This window comes from Paenibacillus sp. J23TS9 (assembly GCF_018403225.1).
GTDB lineage: Bacteria > Bacillota > Bacilli > Paenibacillales > Paenibacillaceae > Paenibacillus_AQ.
This window is the reverse complement of sequence record NZ_BOSG01000001.1, coordinates 331,251-347,385: the sequence shown is the minus strand read 5'-3', so window position 1 is coordinate 347,385 and position 16,135 is coordinate 331,251. Positions and strand designations below refer to the sequence as shown.

The following is a 16,135-nucleotide window of genomic DNA, read 5'->3' as shown; positions in this document are numbered from 1 at the left end:
AATCTTGATTTCCCTACTCCTCATCCATCGTCAGGAGCTCAGCGTAGAAGGGGCCACTGGTGGCTTCACATCTGCCGTGACGCTTCTAGCATCTTGTACAAGGTCCGGATGGATAATGGCTTGATAGGATTTGTCCCCCGATAAGCTTCCCCCATCGAGTCCAATCAGAACCTTTACCGCATGGCTTGTCTGATCACCTATTCGAATTTCCACAAAATCCGGCTTTATCGCCAGCATGAATGCTGAACCCCGGTTGACACCGCGGTAAGGAACAAGCCGCAATCGGTCCCTCCACTCAAATTCCGCATCATCAAGCTCCAGCACAAGTTTGTCCGGTTCCCCCTCGGTTAGCCGCTCCAGCCAGGTTACGGGCAGCTTTTCCTTCCAAAGCAATGCTTCCATAACCATCACGGGTGTTCTGGTGAGCGGGTCAGCAAGCTGATTGCCTGTATCAAGAAGACCTTTGCAGCTTACCCGGTATCCCGCAATCTCGACAGTCACCTCTCCCATATACTCATGTCTGTTCTCCAGCTTGCGCCTTGAGGAATGAACAAACTTGAACCACATGAGGACAACAAAACACATGATAAACGTAAACCAAAATCCGATTTTCAGTTCAAACGAGAGTCCTCCCGAAGCCGTATACCATATGCCGTTAAAAATTTCTCCCGTATTTTGAAGCAGATAGTGAATTCCGATTATTCCGCCGGCAGCTGCGAAGTTTATAATATAAAAAGCTCCCATGTTCCGGATATAGTTTTGCAGACTACCAAAACCAAAAGCAATCCAGAGCATCCACAGGGACAACGCAAATTTAATGATAAAGGTATACATAAATGATAGTTCAGGCAGGAACATCATCACCACATACAGTGCCCCTACCGCCGCCGAGACCGTGATCCGCCACCACCTTAGCCTTTGCTTCCTCATCCAGGCGGTAAGCCACAGAAGCGCTCCGTCTATCAGCAGATTGGTGATAAAAATCAGATCAATATAAACAACCAGCTCCATCACCTGCCTGCCATGTCGTGGAATCTTTCGGAACTTGCTATGATGACTTATTTCTCAATAAAGCATCTTCATACTTGGGAGATGTATTTAGTATAAAAAGAATGGTATCCAAAGTCTGTCTAAAATTGGGGGTAAGACCTCAACTTTTTTTGTCGAGTTCCGTAGGGTTTTAGAGGAGAAGGAGACGACAATAAAAAGACCCGCGATTTCCGATAGGAATGCGGGTCTTGGTTTTAAATGTCGTATACAATTAGTCCTTGCGTGAACGATTCCGCAGGAATGTCGGAATGTCCAGCTGATCGCTGCCGCCCTGGTTGCCGAACGGACGAAGGTTATTCGCATTGCTGCGGTTGTCTGTAGGCTCGGATGGCGCTACTCCCGGCTTGCGAGGAGGCGCGGTTGGAGCACCACGATGATCAAACCCGGTAGCAATAACCGTTACTTTAATTTCGTCTTTCATGCTTTCTTCAATGATCGCACCGAAGATCATGTTCACTTCCGGGTCTGATGCCGAAGTGACGATCTCTGCCGCCTCATTCACTTCGTAAAGTGACAGGTTGGCACCGCCCGTAATATTCATGATGACGCCGCGTGCTCCTTCAATCGAAGTCTCCAGCAGCGGACTCATGATTGCTTTACGTGCAGCCTCAGCTGCGCGGTTCTCGCCTGTTGCAAGTCCAATCCCCATCAAAGCTGAACCGCGTTCAGTCATGATCGTTTTCACGTCGGCAAAGTCAAGGTTGATCAGACCAGGAACCTGGATCAAGTCGGAGATGCCTTGTACGGCTTGACGAAGCACATTATCTGCTTCCCGGAACGCTTCTATCATCGGCGTTTTCTTGTCAACGATTTCTAAAAGTCGGTCGTTCGGAATAACAATAAGCGTATCGACCTTTTCTTTCAGACCTTCAATGCCCAGCTCGGCTTGAGAGGAACGCTTGCGTCCCTCAAAAGTAAACGGGCGAGTCACCACGCCTACGGTCAATGCTCCGCATTCCTTGGCGATCTCTGCGATCACTGGAGCAGCACCTGTTCCGGTACCACCACCCATACCTGCGGTAACAAACACCATGTCAGCACCCTTAAGGGTGTTCATAATCAGATCACGCGACTCTTCGGCCGCCTTTTTTCCCACTTCTGGGTTGGCTCCGGCACCAAGACCGCGAGTCAGTTTATCCCCGATTTGCAGTTTATGTTCCGATTTGGCCATATGCAAAGCTTGAGCGTCTGTATTCACGGTAATGAATTCCACACCTTGAACGCCATTCTCGATCATACGGTTGACAGCATTGCTTCCGCCGCCACCCACACCTATTACTTTAATCTGAGCCAAGCTCTCCATTTCAAAATCAAATTCCAACATATTTTCCCATCTCCCCCTCATTGTGCATGAATGGCCCGTCCACTAATTCATTGTGGAACCTGCTTATATGAAATCACTGAATATATTTTTCAATCGTTCAATAAGGCCTGGTTTCTGGGCAGTTTCCGGATTCGAAGCAGGACTCGCTTTAGGGCGGTTCACTGTTTTCTTGTTGCCCGCACTGCTCACGTTTGCGCTGCTGCCGCTGCGTACACGGATACTGCGGATGACGTTATGTAGAATGCCAACGCCACTGGTATAACCAGGGTCGCGAACGCCGATATAATCCGGCACGGCAATTCTGACGGATGCTGCAAGCTCGCCCTGGGCAACCTGTAATACTCCCGGCATGGATACAGTGCCACCAGTAAGTATATAACCCCCTGGGAGCTCAGCGTAACCAAGACGCTTCACTTCTTCACTAATCAGATGGAAAATTTCCTGTACACGTGGCTCAACAATCGCCGCCAAATCTTCTTGGGTAAATTCCTTTTCCACGTTACTGCCGATGCGGACCACCTTGAAAGTAACATCAGGAGCGGCATCAGCCATCAAAGCACAGCCATATTTCAGTTTGACCTTTTCTGCCTGATCCGTAAGCGTCCGCAGACCATAAGCAATATCATTGGTCACAAATTCACCGCCGATAGGCAAAGTGGAAGTTGAAACCATGGTTCCGTCTTCGAAAATTGCGATCGTTGTAGAGCCGGCGCCGATATCAACAAGTACAGAACCCATCGTTTTCTCGTCTTTAGACAAGGCAAGCTGCCCTGCCCCCAAGGACATGAGAACCAAATCCTTGATTTTAAGACCTGATTTTTCAACACAGCGCAAAAGATTATGTATAGCTGTCTTAGCGCCGGTAATGATGATGGCTTCCACTTCCAGACGGACGCCAATCATGCCGCGCGGATCTTGAATTCCCTCCAGCCCATCTACTACGTATTGTTTTGCAACTACATCAATGATTTCCCGGTCAGGCGGAAGTGCTACGACCTCTGCGGCTTTAAGCACACGTTCAATATCTTCCTCGCCAATTTCCCGATCCTCGTTCGATACTGCCACAACACCGTGGCTTGATTGAAGTCCGATATGATTCCCCGAAATGCCGACATAAACCTCCGATATTTGAATACCGACCATACGTTCCGCATGATCAACGGCACTACGGATGGATTGTACAGTCTGGTCAATATCTACAATTGCACCTTTACGTATTCCTTCCGAGTCGGCAGATCCAACTCCAATAATATTAAAGGTTCCATTATTCACTTCCCCAATAATAGCACGAACTTTGGATGTACCGATGTCCAAACTAACAATGATGTCATTGTTGCTCAACCGTGGCACCTCCTGTTTTATAAAATAACTTCCAATAAATAAAACACTCAATTCTACATATTCAACAAAGAATAATCTTTCCCTCTTTTTTCTACAAATTTTTCGGCTGCCAACATTTAGTAGAGCAGGGTAAAAATCAGAAGAAAAAAGAGGGAGTTTTCAAGATAGAACAAACCAGGGATTCCCCCTACCGATAACGTTTATCGGTATTTTGATAAACAAATTTTAGTTTATTCTATACAGTTAACCCATAAAATCAATTGTAGCATTTTTTAATTGTCATGAGTAGTGGCATTTTGGTCTGTTCCATCTTCGCCAAGAGGTTGAAAAGGTGTATACGTATCGGCTTCCAGCATCGTTATGGTTCCCGGCTGGGCTGTCTCGATGACCTGGTTCAGATATTCCACCTTGTCGCTCAAAAGCGAGATAGCAGTGATGACGACAAATCGGGATCTTGTATACAGCTTGATTCTGTCCGGAAAAGAAGCGGTCGGTGATGGAATAATCTCCGATATGTCTGAGGTCAGCTCATTCGGAATCTTCCCGAGAACTTTACACAGCTCCACCTTATTCGGATCAGATGTGTTCCATTTCGTAAGAATAGGCTTTTCTACGGCAATACCACTGCTGTTCACAGAGACCTTGGTCCCGTTCGCGAGAATTGCATCAAGATTGCCCTCAGCACCCAGTTCGTAGGCAACTGTAGGATACTCTTCTATTCTGACGCTGATTTTACCGGGAAAATGCTTGTCCACTACAGCCTTTTGAATCGATTTAATTTGTAACAGCTGACTCTCAACCTTAGACGGCGATACACCAAAATACTGGGTGCCCGTCTTCAGCCCGCTGGCCTGCAAAAGCTGCTCCCTTGAGGAAAACGTGCTGCCTGTAAACTGTATCTCCGTCACCTGGCTTACGGGTGAGCGAAAGAATAAGATTACTAGGATCGCAACAAACAAAAGCAGCAGAATAGCAATGATTCTCCGGCTGGCTCTTCTCTTGGGCTTGTTCTCTTTTAAAACGGGAATATGAGCTTTTGGCATAGGATTCTCTCCACAAAATACCTCTTATCCCCTCTGATCAGAGGGGATAAGCTTGGTGTTAATTAGCTAAATCTAATGATTTGGGCACTGGCGAAAACCGGTGAATCTCAGCCCCTAGTTTTTGAAAAAGCTGTTCAATATGTTCATAACCTCTGTCAATGTGATGCACTTGTTCAACAATTGTCTTTCCCTGGGCGGCGAGTCCGGCGATAACCAGAGCCGCTCCTGCCCTGAGATCCGTCGCTTCTACTGTAGCACCATACAGGCGCTGCACGCCGCGGATGAATGCGCAGCTTAGATCAATAGATATATCCGCACCCATTCTTGTCAGTTCATCCACATGCTTAAAGCGTCCTTCAAAAACAGTCTCTTTCATCACACTGAAACCATCAGCCAAGGACAGCAGCACCATGACCTGGGACTGCAAATCGGTGGGAAACGACGGGTAAGGTGATGTGACGATACGCTCGACAGCTTTCGGTCGGCTCATGCAGCTTACATTCATTATATCATTGCAAATACTGATTTGAACACCGGCCCGCTTGAGGACGTGGATCAAGGATGATAAATGCGCCGGATTGCAGTGGGTCAGCGTAACATTCCCCCGTGTTGCCGCGGCCGCAATCATTACGGTTCCGGCCACAATCCGGTCAGGAATAATACTGTACGAACACGGTGACAGCTGGCTTACGCCCTGGATTGTGATTGTATCCGTTCCCGCCCCGATGATGCTTGCCCCCATGGCATTCAGAAAATTTTGCAAATCCTGAATTTCCGGCTCGCGTGCCGCATTGGTTATTGTCGTTGTACCTTCAGCCGTGGCAGCCGCCATCATAATGTTCTCGGTTGCTCCCACACTCGGAAAATCAAGATGGATATCGGTCCCCTTCAGTTTCTCGGCCCTGCAAATAATTTGCTGGTCGAGCTCCTCAATTTCAGCGCCAAGCGCTTTAAGTCCCCGAAGATGAAGGTCGATTTTGCGTTCGCCGATGGCACAGCCACCAGGCTGATAGACAGCAACCTCTCCAAACCTCGCAAGCAAAGGTCCCATTAGAAAAATAGAGGAACGCATTTGCTTCATTAAGTCTTCCGGTACATGAAACGAATTGGCGGACGACGTATCCACAACAACCGTCTCCTGATCATGCAAAGTCGTGCAGCCGATCCGATCCAGGATGTCCAGCATCACTTCAATATCCAGAAGACGGGGGACATTGCTCAGCTGAACCTTGCCTGCGGCCAGCAAGCTCGCTGCCAGAATAGGCAAAGCTGCATTTTTTGCTCCATGGATACGTATGGTTCCTGATAGGGATTTGCCACCCTCAATCACCAATTTGTCCAATGTATCACCTCCGAGTTTACCCCTCAACCGCCGCATTCGACTCAGGCATCAGCTGTGATACCCGTTCAGAGCTTTATTAGCTCCGAAGCAGAATACATTGGAGTGAGAACGTCCTCTGCTGTCGTTTGACCGGTGTGAATCCAGTACAATCTCAGCGGACTTATTTTGCGTGACACATCAGGCCCGTGGGCTCCGGCATATGGATACAGCTTTTTGCGGCAAGCGGCTCGGATATCCAACCGTTGTCTACCATCCAAACGTAATGACATCCGCTAAAGCTTTAGATGGGCTTAAAGTCCAATCCTAGGGGCCGGCGATTCCATGGTGATTGTCACGATCATAGAGTATCTTATGTACTGCGTACCCGGTGTGTGACAATCGCCCAGCCCTTTCAGCGGCCTGCCGTAAGACGGCGCATTTCTTCAACGATCAGATTGGCGGAGTCTGGCTTTCCAAGACTTCGGGACTGCTCGGACATTCCCTGCTGTACTCGGATATCACCCATAATCTCCCCGATAGACTGATAGAGGCGTTTTCCCGATAAATCCTTTTCCAGAATGACTTTGGCAGCTCCCGCCTTCTCCAGCTGTCTCGCATTAGCCTCTTGATGGTTATTCGTGACATTCGGAGACGGAATGAGAATGGACGGAATACCCAGTGATGTAATTTCAGCCAGGAAGGATGCTCCCGCCCGGTTGACGATCAGTGATGTCGCTGCCAGCACTTCTGGCATGTTATGCACATAGGGAAGGACATGCAAATGGTTTGGCATGCTGCCAAGCTTGCTGCGGATCTCTTCCCGCGTCTTTTCGAAGTAATTCTCGCCTGTTACATATACAAAATGAATATGCTTCAGCTGCTCCAGCTGTGGCGCCATATCGATCATTGCATCATTGATGGCCTTCGCCCCGCGGCTGCCGCCGACAACGAGAACAACCGAACTGTTCATCGGGATGCCCAGTGTCGCAAAACCGCGTTCACGGTTAGCGGACTGCACGGTAGTAGCTCGCGGATTGCCTGTATAAATAACACGCTTCGCTTTGGGGAAGGAACGCTCTGACCCTTCAAAACTGACCGCGACCGTGCTGACATACCTGCTGAGGAACTTGTTGGTCAAGCCCGGTATTGCATTCTGTTCATGAATAATGCATGGAATGCCAAGCTTGGCCGCAGCATATACGACAGGACCACATACATAACCACCAGTACCGATGACGACATCCGGCTTAAATTCGGCCAGCATCTTCTTGGATGTTTTAACGCCTTTTAAAAAACGGATAACTGTCTTGATGTTGTCCGTAGACAGCTTGCGACGAAATCCGGTAATGTCAATGGATTGAAAAGGAATTTGCTCTTGTGGTACCAGCTTGCTCTCCAAGCCTCTTGTTCCGCCAATATATAAAAAAGTAGAATCAGGATCTTCTTCCTCACACTGCCTCGCAACAGCGACAGCCGGATAAATATGTCCCCCGGTGCCGCCGCCTGATAGAACGATGCGCATGCTGATCACCTCGCATATCGTGATAGATTAAGTAAAATGCCCAGAGCGGTCAGCATCAGCGTAAGCGATGAACCGCCATAGCTGATCAGCGGTAGGGTAATGCCCGTTACCGGCATGAGTCCGATAACAACACCGATATTAATGACAACCTGAACAGCGACCATGCCGACAATGCCTACCGCTAGCAAACTGCCAAAACGATCAGGAATCGTCATCGCAACGCGCATGCCCCGCCAGACCAGGATCAAAAACAGCAGCAGTACAATCAGCCCGCCAATGAAACCCAGCTCTTCGGCCAAAATAGAAAAGATAAAGTCCGTCTGCGGCTCCGGAACATAGCTGTACTTTTGACGGCTCATTCCGAGTCCCAGACCACCAAGCCCCCCAGGGCCGATAGCATATAGAGATTGTATAATTTGATAGCCTGCACCAAGCGGGTCAGACCATGGATCAAGAAATGCGGTTATCCGCTTAAGACGGTATGGTGCCGCAATAATGAGTCCGACAAATCCGGCGGCTCCGGCAAGCCCAAGCATACCCAAATGTCTCAGACGCGCACCAGCCGTAAAAATAATCATCATGGCCGCTCCAAGCATGACAGTGCCTGTACCCAGATCTGGCTGAAGCATGATCAAGCCGAAGGCCAGGCCAATCAGTCCCAGCGGCGGCAAAAGACCTTTGCCGAATTTGGTGACATCCCACTCTTCGCTGCTCAGCCATTTGGAGAGAAACAGAATCATGCCCAGCTTCATAAACTCGGAAGGCTGAATGCCAAAGGAACTGATACCAAGCCAGCTTCGGGCACCTCCGCGTACGTTACCGATTCCGGGTATCAACACGATAACCAGAAGCACGAAGCACACAATCAGTCCTACCTTAGCATACTTTTTCCACACGCGAAAATCCAAGCTTGCTGTAAAAAACATAGCCACAAGTCCCAATACAGCAAATAGCATCTGGCGTTTAACGAAATAGAAAGAGTCACCATAATTGTGAAAGGCCAGTACCGAGCCTGCGCTGTATACCATGATCATGCCGATTGTGAGCAAACCCAAAATACAGAGAAAAAGCCACAAATCCGGCGCCGGGCGTGTCTTGTTCATGAAGAGGCCACCTTTTGCAGAGAAAGTAGGGGCTTATCCACCCCCCTACTTAAAGATTATGCACCGCCTCTTTAAAAATGCGTCCGCGCTCTTCATATGAAGTAAACATGTCCCAGCTGGCACAAGCAGGAGATAAAAGCACGATATCCCCAGCCTCTGCAGCAGCTGCGGCTTCTTTTACGGCTGACCGGAGCGTGTTGGCGGCGTCCTCCTCATTATCGACGATGACAATATGCTTTAATCCCGCGATTTCCGCTACTTTGGCAATTTTTTGCGCTGTTTGGCCAAAAACGACAATTGCTTTAACCCGCTCGGACAGTACCGCCATCAGCTCCATATAATCCGAGCCGCGGTCCAAACCGCCGGCAATCAATACAATCGGCTCATGAAAGGAAGTCAACGCCATGGTTGTCGCTTTGGAATTCGTAGCTTTGGAATTATTATAAAAAGCGACTCCATGAAGATTCATCACATATTCCAATCGGTGTTCAACGCCGCGGAAGGAGGACAATGGGCCGCTCAAACGATCGGCAGGTGCGCCGGCAGCAATGGATATGGCGCAGGCGGCAGCCGCATTTGCGATGTTAAAGCGACCTGGAATACCGACTTCCTCCACGGGGATGATATCCGTAATTTGACCATGTTCATCACGGTATACGATTTTCCGTGATACTGAATCCTCTACATCAGGAATGAAAGGCGGACTGACATAAACACCTTCTACCAATTCTTCATTGGTAGAGAAGGGTAGCAGCTTCGCTTTGATGTAGGGAACGAGCTCACGGCAGGTTGAATCATCCCAATTGAGGACTGCGGTATCTCCTTCTCCCATGTTGGCAAACATTTTTGCTTTGGAGGAAACATAGTCTTCCATGCCTCCATGATAATCCAGATGCGTTTCTGCCACATTCAACAAGCATCCGATACGCGGTCTGAATTCCTCCGTGCCTTTTAACTGAAAGCTGCTCAGTTCTGTAACCATCCAATTGCCGGCAACCGCATTTTGGGCTGCTTCACAAAGCGGTGTTCCGATATTTCCGGCCACAATAGGACGCATTCCGACCTCTTCCAGCATTTGACCAACCCAGGTTGTCGTCGTCGTCTTACCGTTGGAGCCGGTAATCCCGATAATCGGAGCATTGCAGATATGATAAGCGACCTCTACCTCAGTCACAACTTCAATTCCAAGCTCCAGTGCTTTTTGTATGGGCTGAACCCTGTATGGAATACCCGGATTTTTGACAAGCAGAGAAATACCGGGATGAACCAGATTATCCGGATGACCGCCGCAAATGACGGAAATCCCCAATGACTCCAGTTCCCCGGCTTCGGGGCATTGTTCTCTGTCTTTTTGATCATTAACCGTTACAACCGCACCGTAACTGTGCAGAACCTTGGCGACTTGTACACCGCTCTTGGCCAATCCCAGTACGATGACTTCCTGATCCCTGTAAGACTCTGGATGCTTCATCTTCTACAACCCCTTGTTCAAGTAAAGTCCAATACCTGCAAGAATAATGCCTACAGCCCAGAACGTCATCACAACACGCCATTCGGACCAGCCGGACAATTCAAAGTGGTGGTGAATCGGACTCATTTTAAATATGCGTTTGCCTCTTGTTTTGAATGATGCAACCTGAAGCACAACGGATAGCATTTCAACAACAAAAACACCACCGATAATGATAAAGAGCAGTTCACTTTTGGTCACAATCGCGATTGCACCGATGGCTCCGCCGATGCCAAGGGAACCCGTATCGCCCATGAATACTTTGGCGGGATGCGCGTTAAACACCAGGAAGCCCAGTACGGCTCCGATCATGGCTGCGGCACACACGGCTGCGGATAGTGATGTCGCCTGCATAGCTACAAGCGCAAAAGCCGCAAATGCAATAGCACTGACTCCAGAGAGCAGTCCGTCAAGACCGTCCGTAAAGTTAACCGCGTTGCTGATCGCCAGCATCATGATAACGACGAACGGATAATAGAACCAACCGCCCCAGTCAAACGACCAGGAAGTTCCGGGAACATGAATAGCAGTGTCATGGCCATTTTGAATCAGCAGTATACACATGATGGCTGAAAATAGCAGCTGTCCAAAAAGCTTCTGACGGGCAGTCAGTCCAAGTGAGCGTTTAAATACGATTTTGATATAATCATCGAGAAAACCGATGAGGCCAAAGCCGAGTGTAGCCACAAGCAAAACATAGAAATCCGTATTAATGACGGAAAATTTCAAAAAGGACAATGTAAATGCCAAAATAATCACCACGCCGCCCATCGTGGGCGTACCGGCTTTTTTCAAATGGCTCTGCGGACCGTCATCACGTACCTGCTGTCCAAATTTCATGCGCCTCAATAGCGGGATGAGCAGCGGAGCCGCAATGACAGCCAAAATAAAAGAAACACCTATTGTGAGTAGTAGTAGTTGATAATCCATGGATTCACCCCCTCCGTATGTTTAATTATGCAAGTCTTCCTTGACAAGAGCATCCACTATTTCTTCCATTTTCATACCACGAGACGCTTTAATAAGTACAATATCCTTCGGATGCAGCTGTCCTGTTAGGTGGGAAGCAAGTTCTTTTTTATCGGTAAAATGATACACAGGCACATCAGGGCACTTGAGCTGAGCGGCTTTTGCTGCCTCTTCAGATAAAGGACCGTAAGTATAAAGCATATCCACTTTACCATCTACCGCGTACTCTCCAACCTCAGCATGAAATTCGAGCTGTTTAGGCCCAAGCTCCAGCATGTCCCCGAGCACAGCGACTTTGCGGTGGTAGCCTTTCAGGCTGTCCAGTGCATCGATCGCCGCCTTCATGGATAGCGGACTGGCATTATAGGCATCGTTGAGCAGCGTAAGCCCGCTGGGAGCCGTAATCTGTTCAATACGCATCCCCGTTAACTGAAGGCCGGAAATCCCTTCGCGGATCTTGTCACCGCTGATACCGAAATAGCTTGCAACTGCAAGAGCGGCCAGACAGTTAATAACATTATGCTGTCCCAGCAGCGGCAGCTCGAGCCCTTCTTCCGGGTGGAGATGCGAAGTGAAAATAATTCCTTTGCTGTGGAACATCATGCCTGTCGGATAATCATCATTTTTATCCTGATCCATGCCGAAGGTAAAGGTCGTAAGACCTTCAGGCTTAACAGTCTCTGGCTCACTTAGCACGAGTGGAATCAGTGGTTCATCTCCGTGGTATATCAAAAGGCCACCCGGCTTCATGCCGCTGACAATCTCCAGCTTGGCGCGGGCAATCTCATGTCTGGATCCGAGCTGCAGCAGATGAGCTTCACCAATATTCGTGATGACGGCCACCTCGGGACTCGCAATGGCGGACAAACTCTCAATTTCATGGCGTCCGCTCATTCCCATCTCCAGCACAACAATTTCCGTATCCGCCGGCATTTCCAGAATCGTCAGCGGAAGTCCGATATGATTATTGAAGTTCCCCCCGGTCTTATGAACCTTAAAGGAAGTCTCCAGCAGTGCATAGACCATATCTTTCGTTGTGGTCTTGCCATTGCTGCCGGTAATGCCGACGACGCGGCAGCCGACATCAGCCAGATAAGCCTTAGCCAAAGCCTGCAGCGCGGCAAGCGTATCCTCCACAACAATCACAGGACCTTCAGGCGGAAATCCGCGGTCACGCTGCCAGAGAACACCACATGCACCGCCTTCAAGCGCTGCCGCAGCAAAGGCATGACCGTCGAAATTCTCTCCCACGAGCGGAACAAAAAGTCTGCCGCTGACAAGCTTTCGGGAATCCGTAAAGACACCTTCCATCTGTATATCACAATCATGGTCTTGTGTAAGGACTCCTCCACACATGACCGCTACATCGCCGAGTTTCTTTGTAATCACTTGTTCATACCCCTTATCGCTTCTTTGGCCACGACACGATCGTCAAAATCATGTTTAACATGCATGATGTCCTGATAGGTCTCATGACCTTTCCCCGCAATCAATACTACATCGTCCGGGCTTGCCATTTCAATAGCCTTTTGTATAGCCTTCCGCCGGTCCACGATGAGCTGATACTTATTCTGCGGCACGGAATTCTCATGAAGTCCAGCCTCAATATCCTTCAGAATCAGGTCGGGATCTTCCGTGCGCGGATTATCTGAAGTAACCATAACAACGTCACTGTATTCCGCCGCAATCTTACCCATAATCGGGCGTTTGGTGCGGTCGCGGTCGCCGCCGCAGCCAAACACAGTAATGACACGGCCCTTGGCAAACTCATTGACGGTTTTCAATACGTTCTCCAAACCATCCGGTGTATGGGCATAATCTACAATGACCGCAAAAGGCTGGCCCTCGTCCACGGATTCGACGCGGCCGTCAACGCCCGGAACCGATTCCAGGCTCCGTTTGATGCTATCCAGCTCAAGGCCTTCCAGCAAACCGGCAGTAATCGCGGCAAGAGCGTTGTACACATTGAATTTACCGACCATTCTCAGCTGAACATCGCAGCTGCCCTGGAAGGAATCCACGTGAAAATGAGTGCCCTGCGCTGTAATTGAAATTTCCGACGCACGAACATCCGCTTTTTCATCCAAGCCGTATGTAATAACCTCTGCAGCGGTGACCTTGGCAAAATACTGCGATGCTTCATCATCAGCATTCAGAACGGCGTATTTCCGCTGATTCTTTTGATGGGTGAATTTGTTTCCGAGACGTGAGAAGAAAAGCCCCTTAGCTTCTCTGTAATCTTCCATCGTCTTATGGTAGTCCAGATGATCCTGTGTCAGGTTTGTAAAGATTGCTGTACGGAAATCGGTGCCCTTGACGCGTCCTTGTTCGAGCGCATGCGATGATACTTCCATGACGCAGCACTTCACACCGTTTGCAGACATATCATCCAGGGAACGCTGCAGCTCCAGAGCTTCCGGTGTGGTACCAGACATCGGAAACGTCCGGCCTCCATAGCGCATTTGAATGGTTCCGATCAATCCTGTATTCACACCATGGTCATTCATCATTTTTTCGATCAAGTACGTGGTTGTGGTCTTGCCGTTGGTTCCCGTCACTCCAATCATTTTCATGTGTGAGCTTGGGGAGCCGAAAAATGCATCCGCTATTACTGCCATCGCATAACGGCTGTCTTTGACGATGACCTGCGGGAGATCAATGTCAAGCTTATGCTCCACGACGAGCGCAGCGGCACCCTGCTCGGCTGCCTGCTCAGCATAGTCATGACCATCTACCGTATGCCCCGGCAGGCAAATAAACAGATCGCCCGGAGCAACCTTGCGCGAGTCGGTCTGAAGACCGGTAATGGTGATATCCCCGCTTCCTGTGATTTGTGCAATTGTTAGTGTTGAAGCCAGTTCGTTCAGTTTCATAACATATCCCTCGCTCTAATTCTATTATCGTCCACTGCTGCGATGATTAAGTCTTAGTCAGGATCTTTATTTTGCTCTTTCGCTTCGGGATCTTCTCCCATATAGATGCGGATGGTAGATCCGCGGTCTACGCGGCTTCCCGGCTTAGGAGCCTGGCTAACCACCGTATTGCCGGTGCCCGACTTAGCCAGCGTGAAGTTCATATTCAAATCCTCGTACAAATCCTGCACGGTAGCCCCAACCAGGTCAGGAACGGTAACGATCGGCGTATCACCGTATTTATACACCTTTGGTACTTGATCCTTGCGTTCAGGTACTTTCAGAACCTGAAGGGAATCCTTCAGAATATTCTGTACGATAGGTGCTGCCACCACGCCCCCGAACTGAATGCCTGCCGGATTATCAACCGCCGTGTATACCACAATTTGTGGATCATCAGCAGGTGCGAAGGCAATAAAGGATACAATATGCTCCGTTGCAGAATAGCGTCCATTTACAACAATCTGAGCAGTACCCGTCTTACCGCCAACGCGGTAGCCGTCAATAAATGCTGGCCGTCCGGTGCCTTTGGCAACGACGTTTTCCAGTGCTTCACGTACCTGCTTCGATGTCTCTTCAGAAATAACTTGCCTGACCATCTGCGGCTTCGTCTCACTGACTGTCTCTCCTGTCTCCGGATTCACCCAGGCTTTGGCCACATAGGGTTTATACAGCTTACCGCCGTTAATAGCCGCCGATACGGCAGCCACCTGCTGAATCGGCGTAACTGAAACCCCCTGTCCAAAAGCCGTGGTAGCCAGTTCCACTGGACCCACTTGGGACAGCTTGAACAGGATTCCGTTCTCTTCTCCGTTCAAATCAATTCCAGTCTTCGAACCGAAACCGAAATTACGGATATATTGAAACAGTGTATCCTTGCCCAAACGATTGCCAAGCGTCACAAAACCTGGGTTGCAGGAATTTTCCACAACCTGCATAAAGGTTTCGCTGCCATGTCCGCCCCGTTTCCAGCATTTCAATGTTGCCCCGCCAATTTTAATGTACCCAGGATCAAAAAACTGTTCGTTTTTCAAATCCACCTTCTTTTCCTGAAGTGCTGCTGCTAGAGTAATAATTTTAAAAGTGGAACCCGGTTCGTAAGTCATCCAGATCGGCAGATTACGGTTATACACTTCCGAAGCATATTCTTTATAACTGCCGGGCTCGTATCCGGGTCTGCTTGCCATCGCATAAATTTCACCGGTTTTGGGATTCATGGCAATGGACCAGGCGCCTCTGGCCTGATACTGAACCATAGCCTGATCGAGCTCACGTTCCATGATCGATTGTATGGACTTGTCAATGGTAAGCTGCAGATTAAGGCCGTCTTTGGGCGCATCATATTTCTCTGATGAGCCCGGCATATGCCGTCCGCCTGCATCCGATAAATAGGAGATGCTTCCATTCAAGCCCTCAAGCCTGCTGTCATACTTCTGCTCTACGCCAGTCAATCCCTGATTGTCTATACCGGTAAATCCAAGAATATGGCCCGCAAGGTCCCCATAAGGATAATACCTCTTATTGTCCTCTGCAACAACGATACCCGGCAGATTTAAATCACGAATTTTCTGAGCAAGCTCCATCGTAATTTTGCGTCCGCCGGGTTGAAGTTTCACACTTGATTGCCTTTTTGTAATCGTGCTTTTGATCTTCTCCTCGGTCATCCCAAGCAGTGGTGCCAGCAGCTTCGCTGTCTTATCGGGATCCTTGACCTGAACGGGAACCGCCATAATGGTTGGGGAACTGATATTGTAAGCGAGCGACACTCCGTTACGGTCCTGGATTTCTCCTCTTTTGGCCGTCGACGGAATCTCTCTCCGCCAGTTCTCTTCCGCTTTGGCAGACAACTCAGGTCCCTTGCCCAGCTGGACATACGCAAGCCTTACTATTATAGCAACAAATAGCAAGCATAGGACCATCAAGCTCACCAGGAGTCTGCGTCTTCGCGTTACGTTCGAAACCTTCACTTTTATTCCTCCCTGCCTATCCTAATTATCATGACCGTTATTCCTATCATGGTATTCGGGACAAACAGGGGTT

Annotated in this window: 12 protein-coding genes; all 12 read right to left on the bottom strand. The window is 49.1% G+C overall.

From position 1 onward, the window contains the following. Window positions 1–30 precede the first annotated feature (30 nt). Window positions 31–1,005, bottom strand: a complete 975-nt coding sequence (gene spoIIGA, locus KJS65_RS01620; protein ID WP_213650588.1) for a sigma-E processing peptidase SpoIIGA — start codon at window positions 1,003–1,005, stop codon at window positions 31–33. A 256-nt stretch (window positions 1,006–1,261) separates the two neighbouring features. Then, a complete protein-coding gene (ftsZ, locus tag KJS65_RS01615; RefSeq protein ID WP_213648292.1) occupies window positions 1,262–2,374 on the bottom strand; it encodes a cell division protein FtsZ in 1,113 nt (370 codons plus the stop codon). A gap of 63 nt (window positions 2,375–2,437) precedes the next feature. Continuing rightward, window positions 2,438–3,715: a cell division protein FtsA gene (gene ftsA / locus KJS65_RS01610; RefSeq protein ID WP_136606495.1), complete on the bottom strand. Its 1,278-nt coding sequence runs from the start codon at window positions 3,713–3,715 to the stop codon at window positions 2,438–2,440. Window positions 3,716–3,987: 272 nt separating this feature from the next. Next, on the bottom strand, window positions 3,988–4,758 hold the full coding sequence (locus KJS65_RS01605) for a cell division protein FtsQ/DivIB (protein WP_213648291.1): 771 nt from the start codon (window positions 4,756–4,758) through the stop codon (window positions 3,988–3,990). A gap of 58 nt (window positions 4,759–4,816) precedes the next feature. Next, entirely contained in the window at window positions 4,817–6,100 is a 1,284-nt protein-coding gene (gene murA / locus KJS65_RS01600; protein ID WP_136606497.1) for a UDP-N-acetylglucosamine 1-carboxyvinyltransferase, read from the bottom strand. A gap of 391 nt (window positions 6,101–6,491) precedes the next feature. Continuing rightward, on the bottom strand, window positions 6,492–7,601 hold the full coding sequence (murG, locus tag KJS65_RS01595; protein ID WP_213648290.1) for an undecaprenyldiphospho-muramoylpentapeptide beta-N-acetylglucosaminyltransferase: 1,110 nt from the start codon (window positions 7,599–7,601) through the stop codon (window positions 6,492–6,494). A gap of 5 nt (window positions 7,602–7,606) precedes the next feature. Next, the gene (gene spoVE, locus KJS65_RS01590; protein ID WP_213648289.1) at window positions 7,607–8,704 is read right to left on the bottom strand and encodes a stage V sporulation protein E; all 1,098 of its coding nucleotides are present in this window, start codon (window positions 8,702–8,704) and stop codon (window positions 7,607–7,609) included. Window positions 8,705–8,753: 49 nt separating this feature from the next. Beyond that, window positions 8,754–10,175 carry a UDP-N-acetylmuramoyl-L-alanine--D-glutamate ligase gene (gene murD, locus KJS65_RS01585; RefSeq protein ID WP_213648288.1) on the bottom strand — a complete coding sequence of 474 codons (1,422 nt, stop codon included), beginning with the start codon at window positions 10,173–10,175 and terminating at the stop codon, window positions 8,754–8,756. Window positions 10,176–10,178: 3 nt separating this feature from the next. Beyond that, the gene (gene mraY / locus KJS65_RS01580; protein WP_213648287.1) at window positions 10,179–11,144 is read right to left on the bottom strand and encodes a phospho-N-acetylmuramoyl-pentapeptide-transferase; all 966 of its coding nucleotides are present in this window, start codon (window positions 11,142–11,144) and stop codon (window positions 10,179–10,181) included. 21 nt (window positions 11,145–11,165) lie between these two features. Further along, window positions 11,166–12,572 (bottom strand): UDP-N-acetylmuramoyl-tripeptide--D-alanyl-D-alanine ligase, encoded by a 1,407-nt coding sequence (locus tag KJS65_RS01575; RefSeq protein ID WP_213648286.1) that lies wholly within the window; start codon window positions 12,570–12,572, stop codon window positions 11,166–11,168. Continuing rightward, window positions 12,569–14,056 (bottom strand): UDP-N-acetylmuramoyl-L-alanyl-D-glutamate--2,6-diaminopimelate ligase, encoded by a 1,488-nt coding sequence (locus tag KJS65_RS01570; RefSeq protein ID WP_213648285.1) that lies wholly within the window; start codon window positions 14,054–14,056, stop codon window positions 12,569–12,571. The genes KJS65_RS01575 and KJS65_RS01570 overlap by 4 nt, the downstream gene beginning before the upstream one ends. A 53-nt stretch (window positions 14,057–14,109) precedes the next feature. Next, on the bottom strand, window positions 14,110–16,062 hold the full coding sequence (locus KJS65_RS01565; RefSeq protein WP_213648284.1) for a stage V sporulation protein D: 1,953 nt from the start codon (window positions 16,060–16,062) through the stop codon (window positions 14,110–14,112). Window positions 16,063–16,135: the final 73 nt, after the last annotated feature.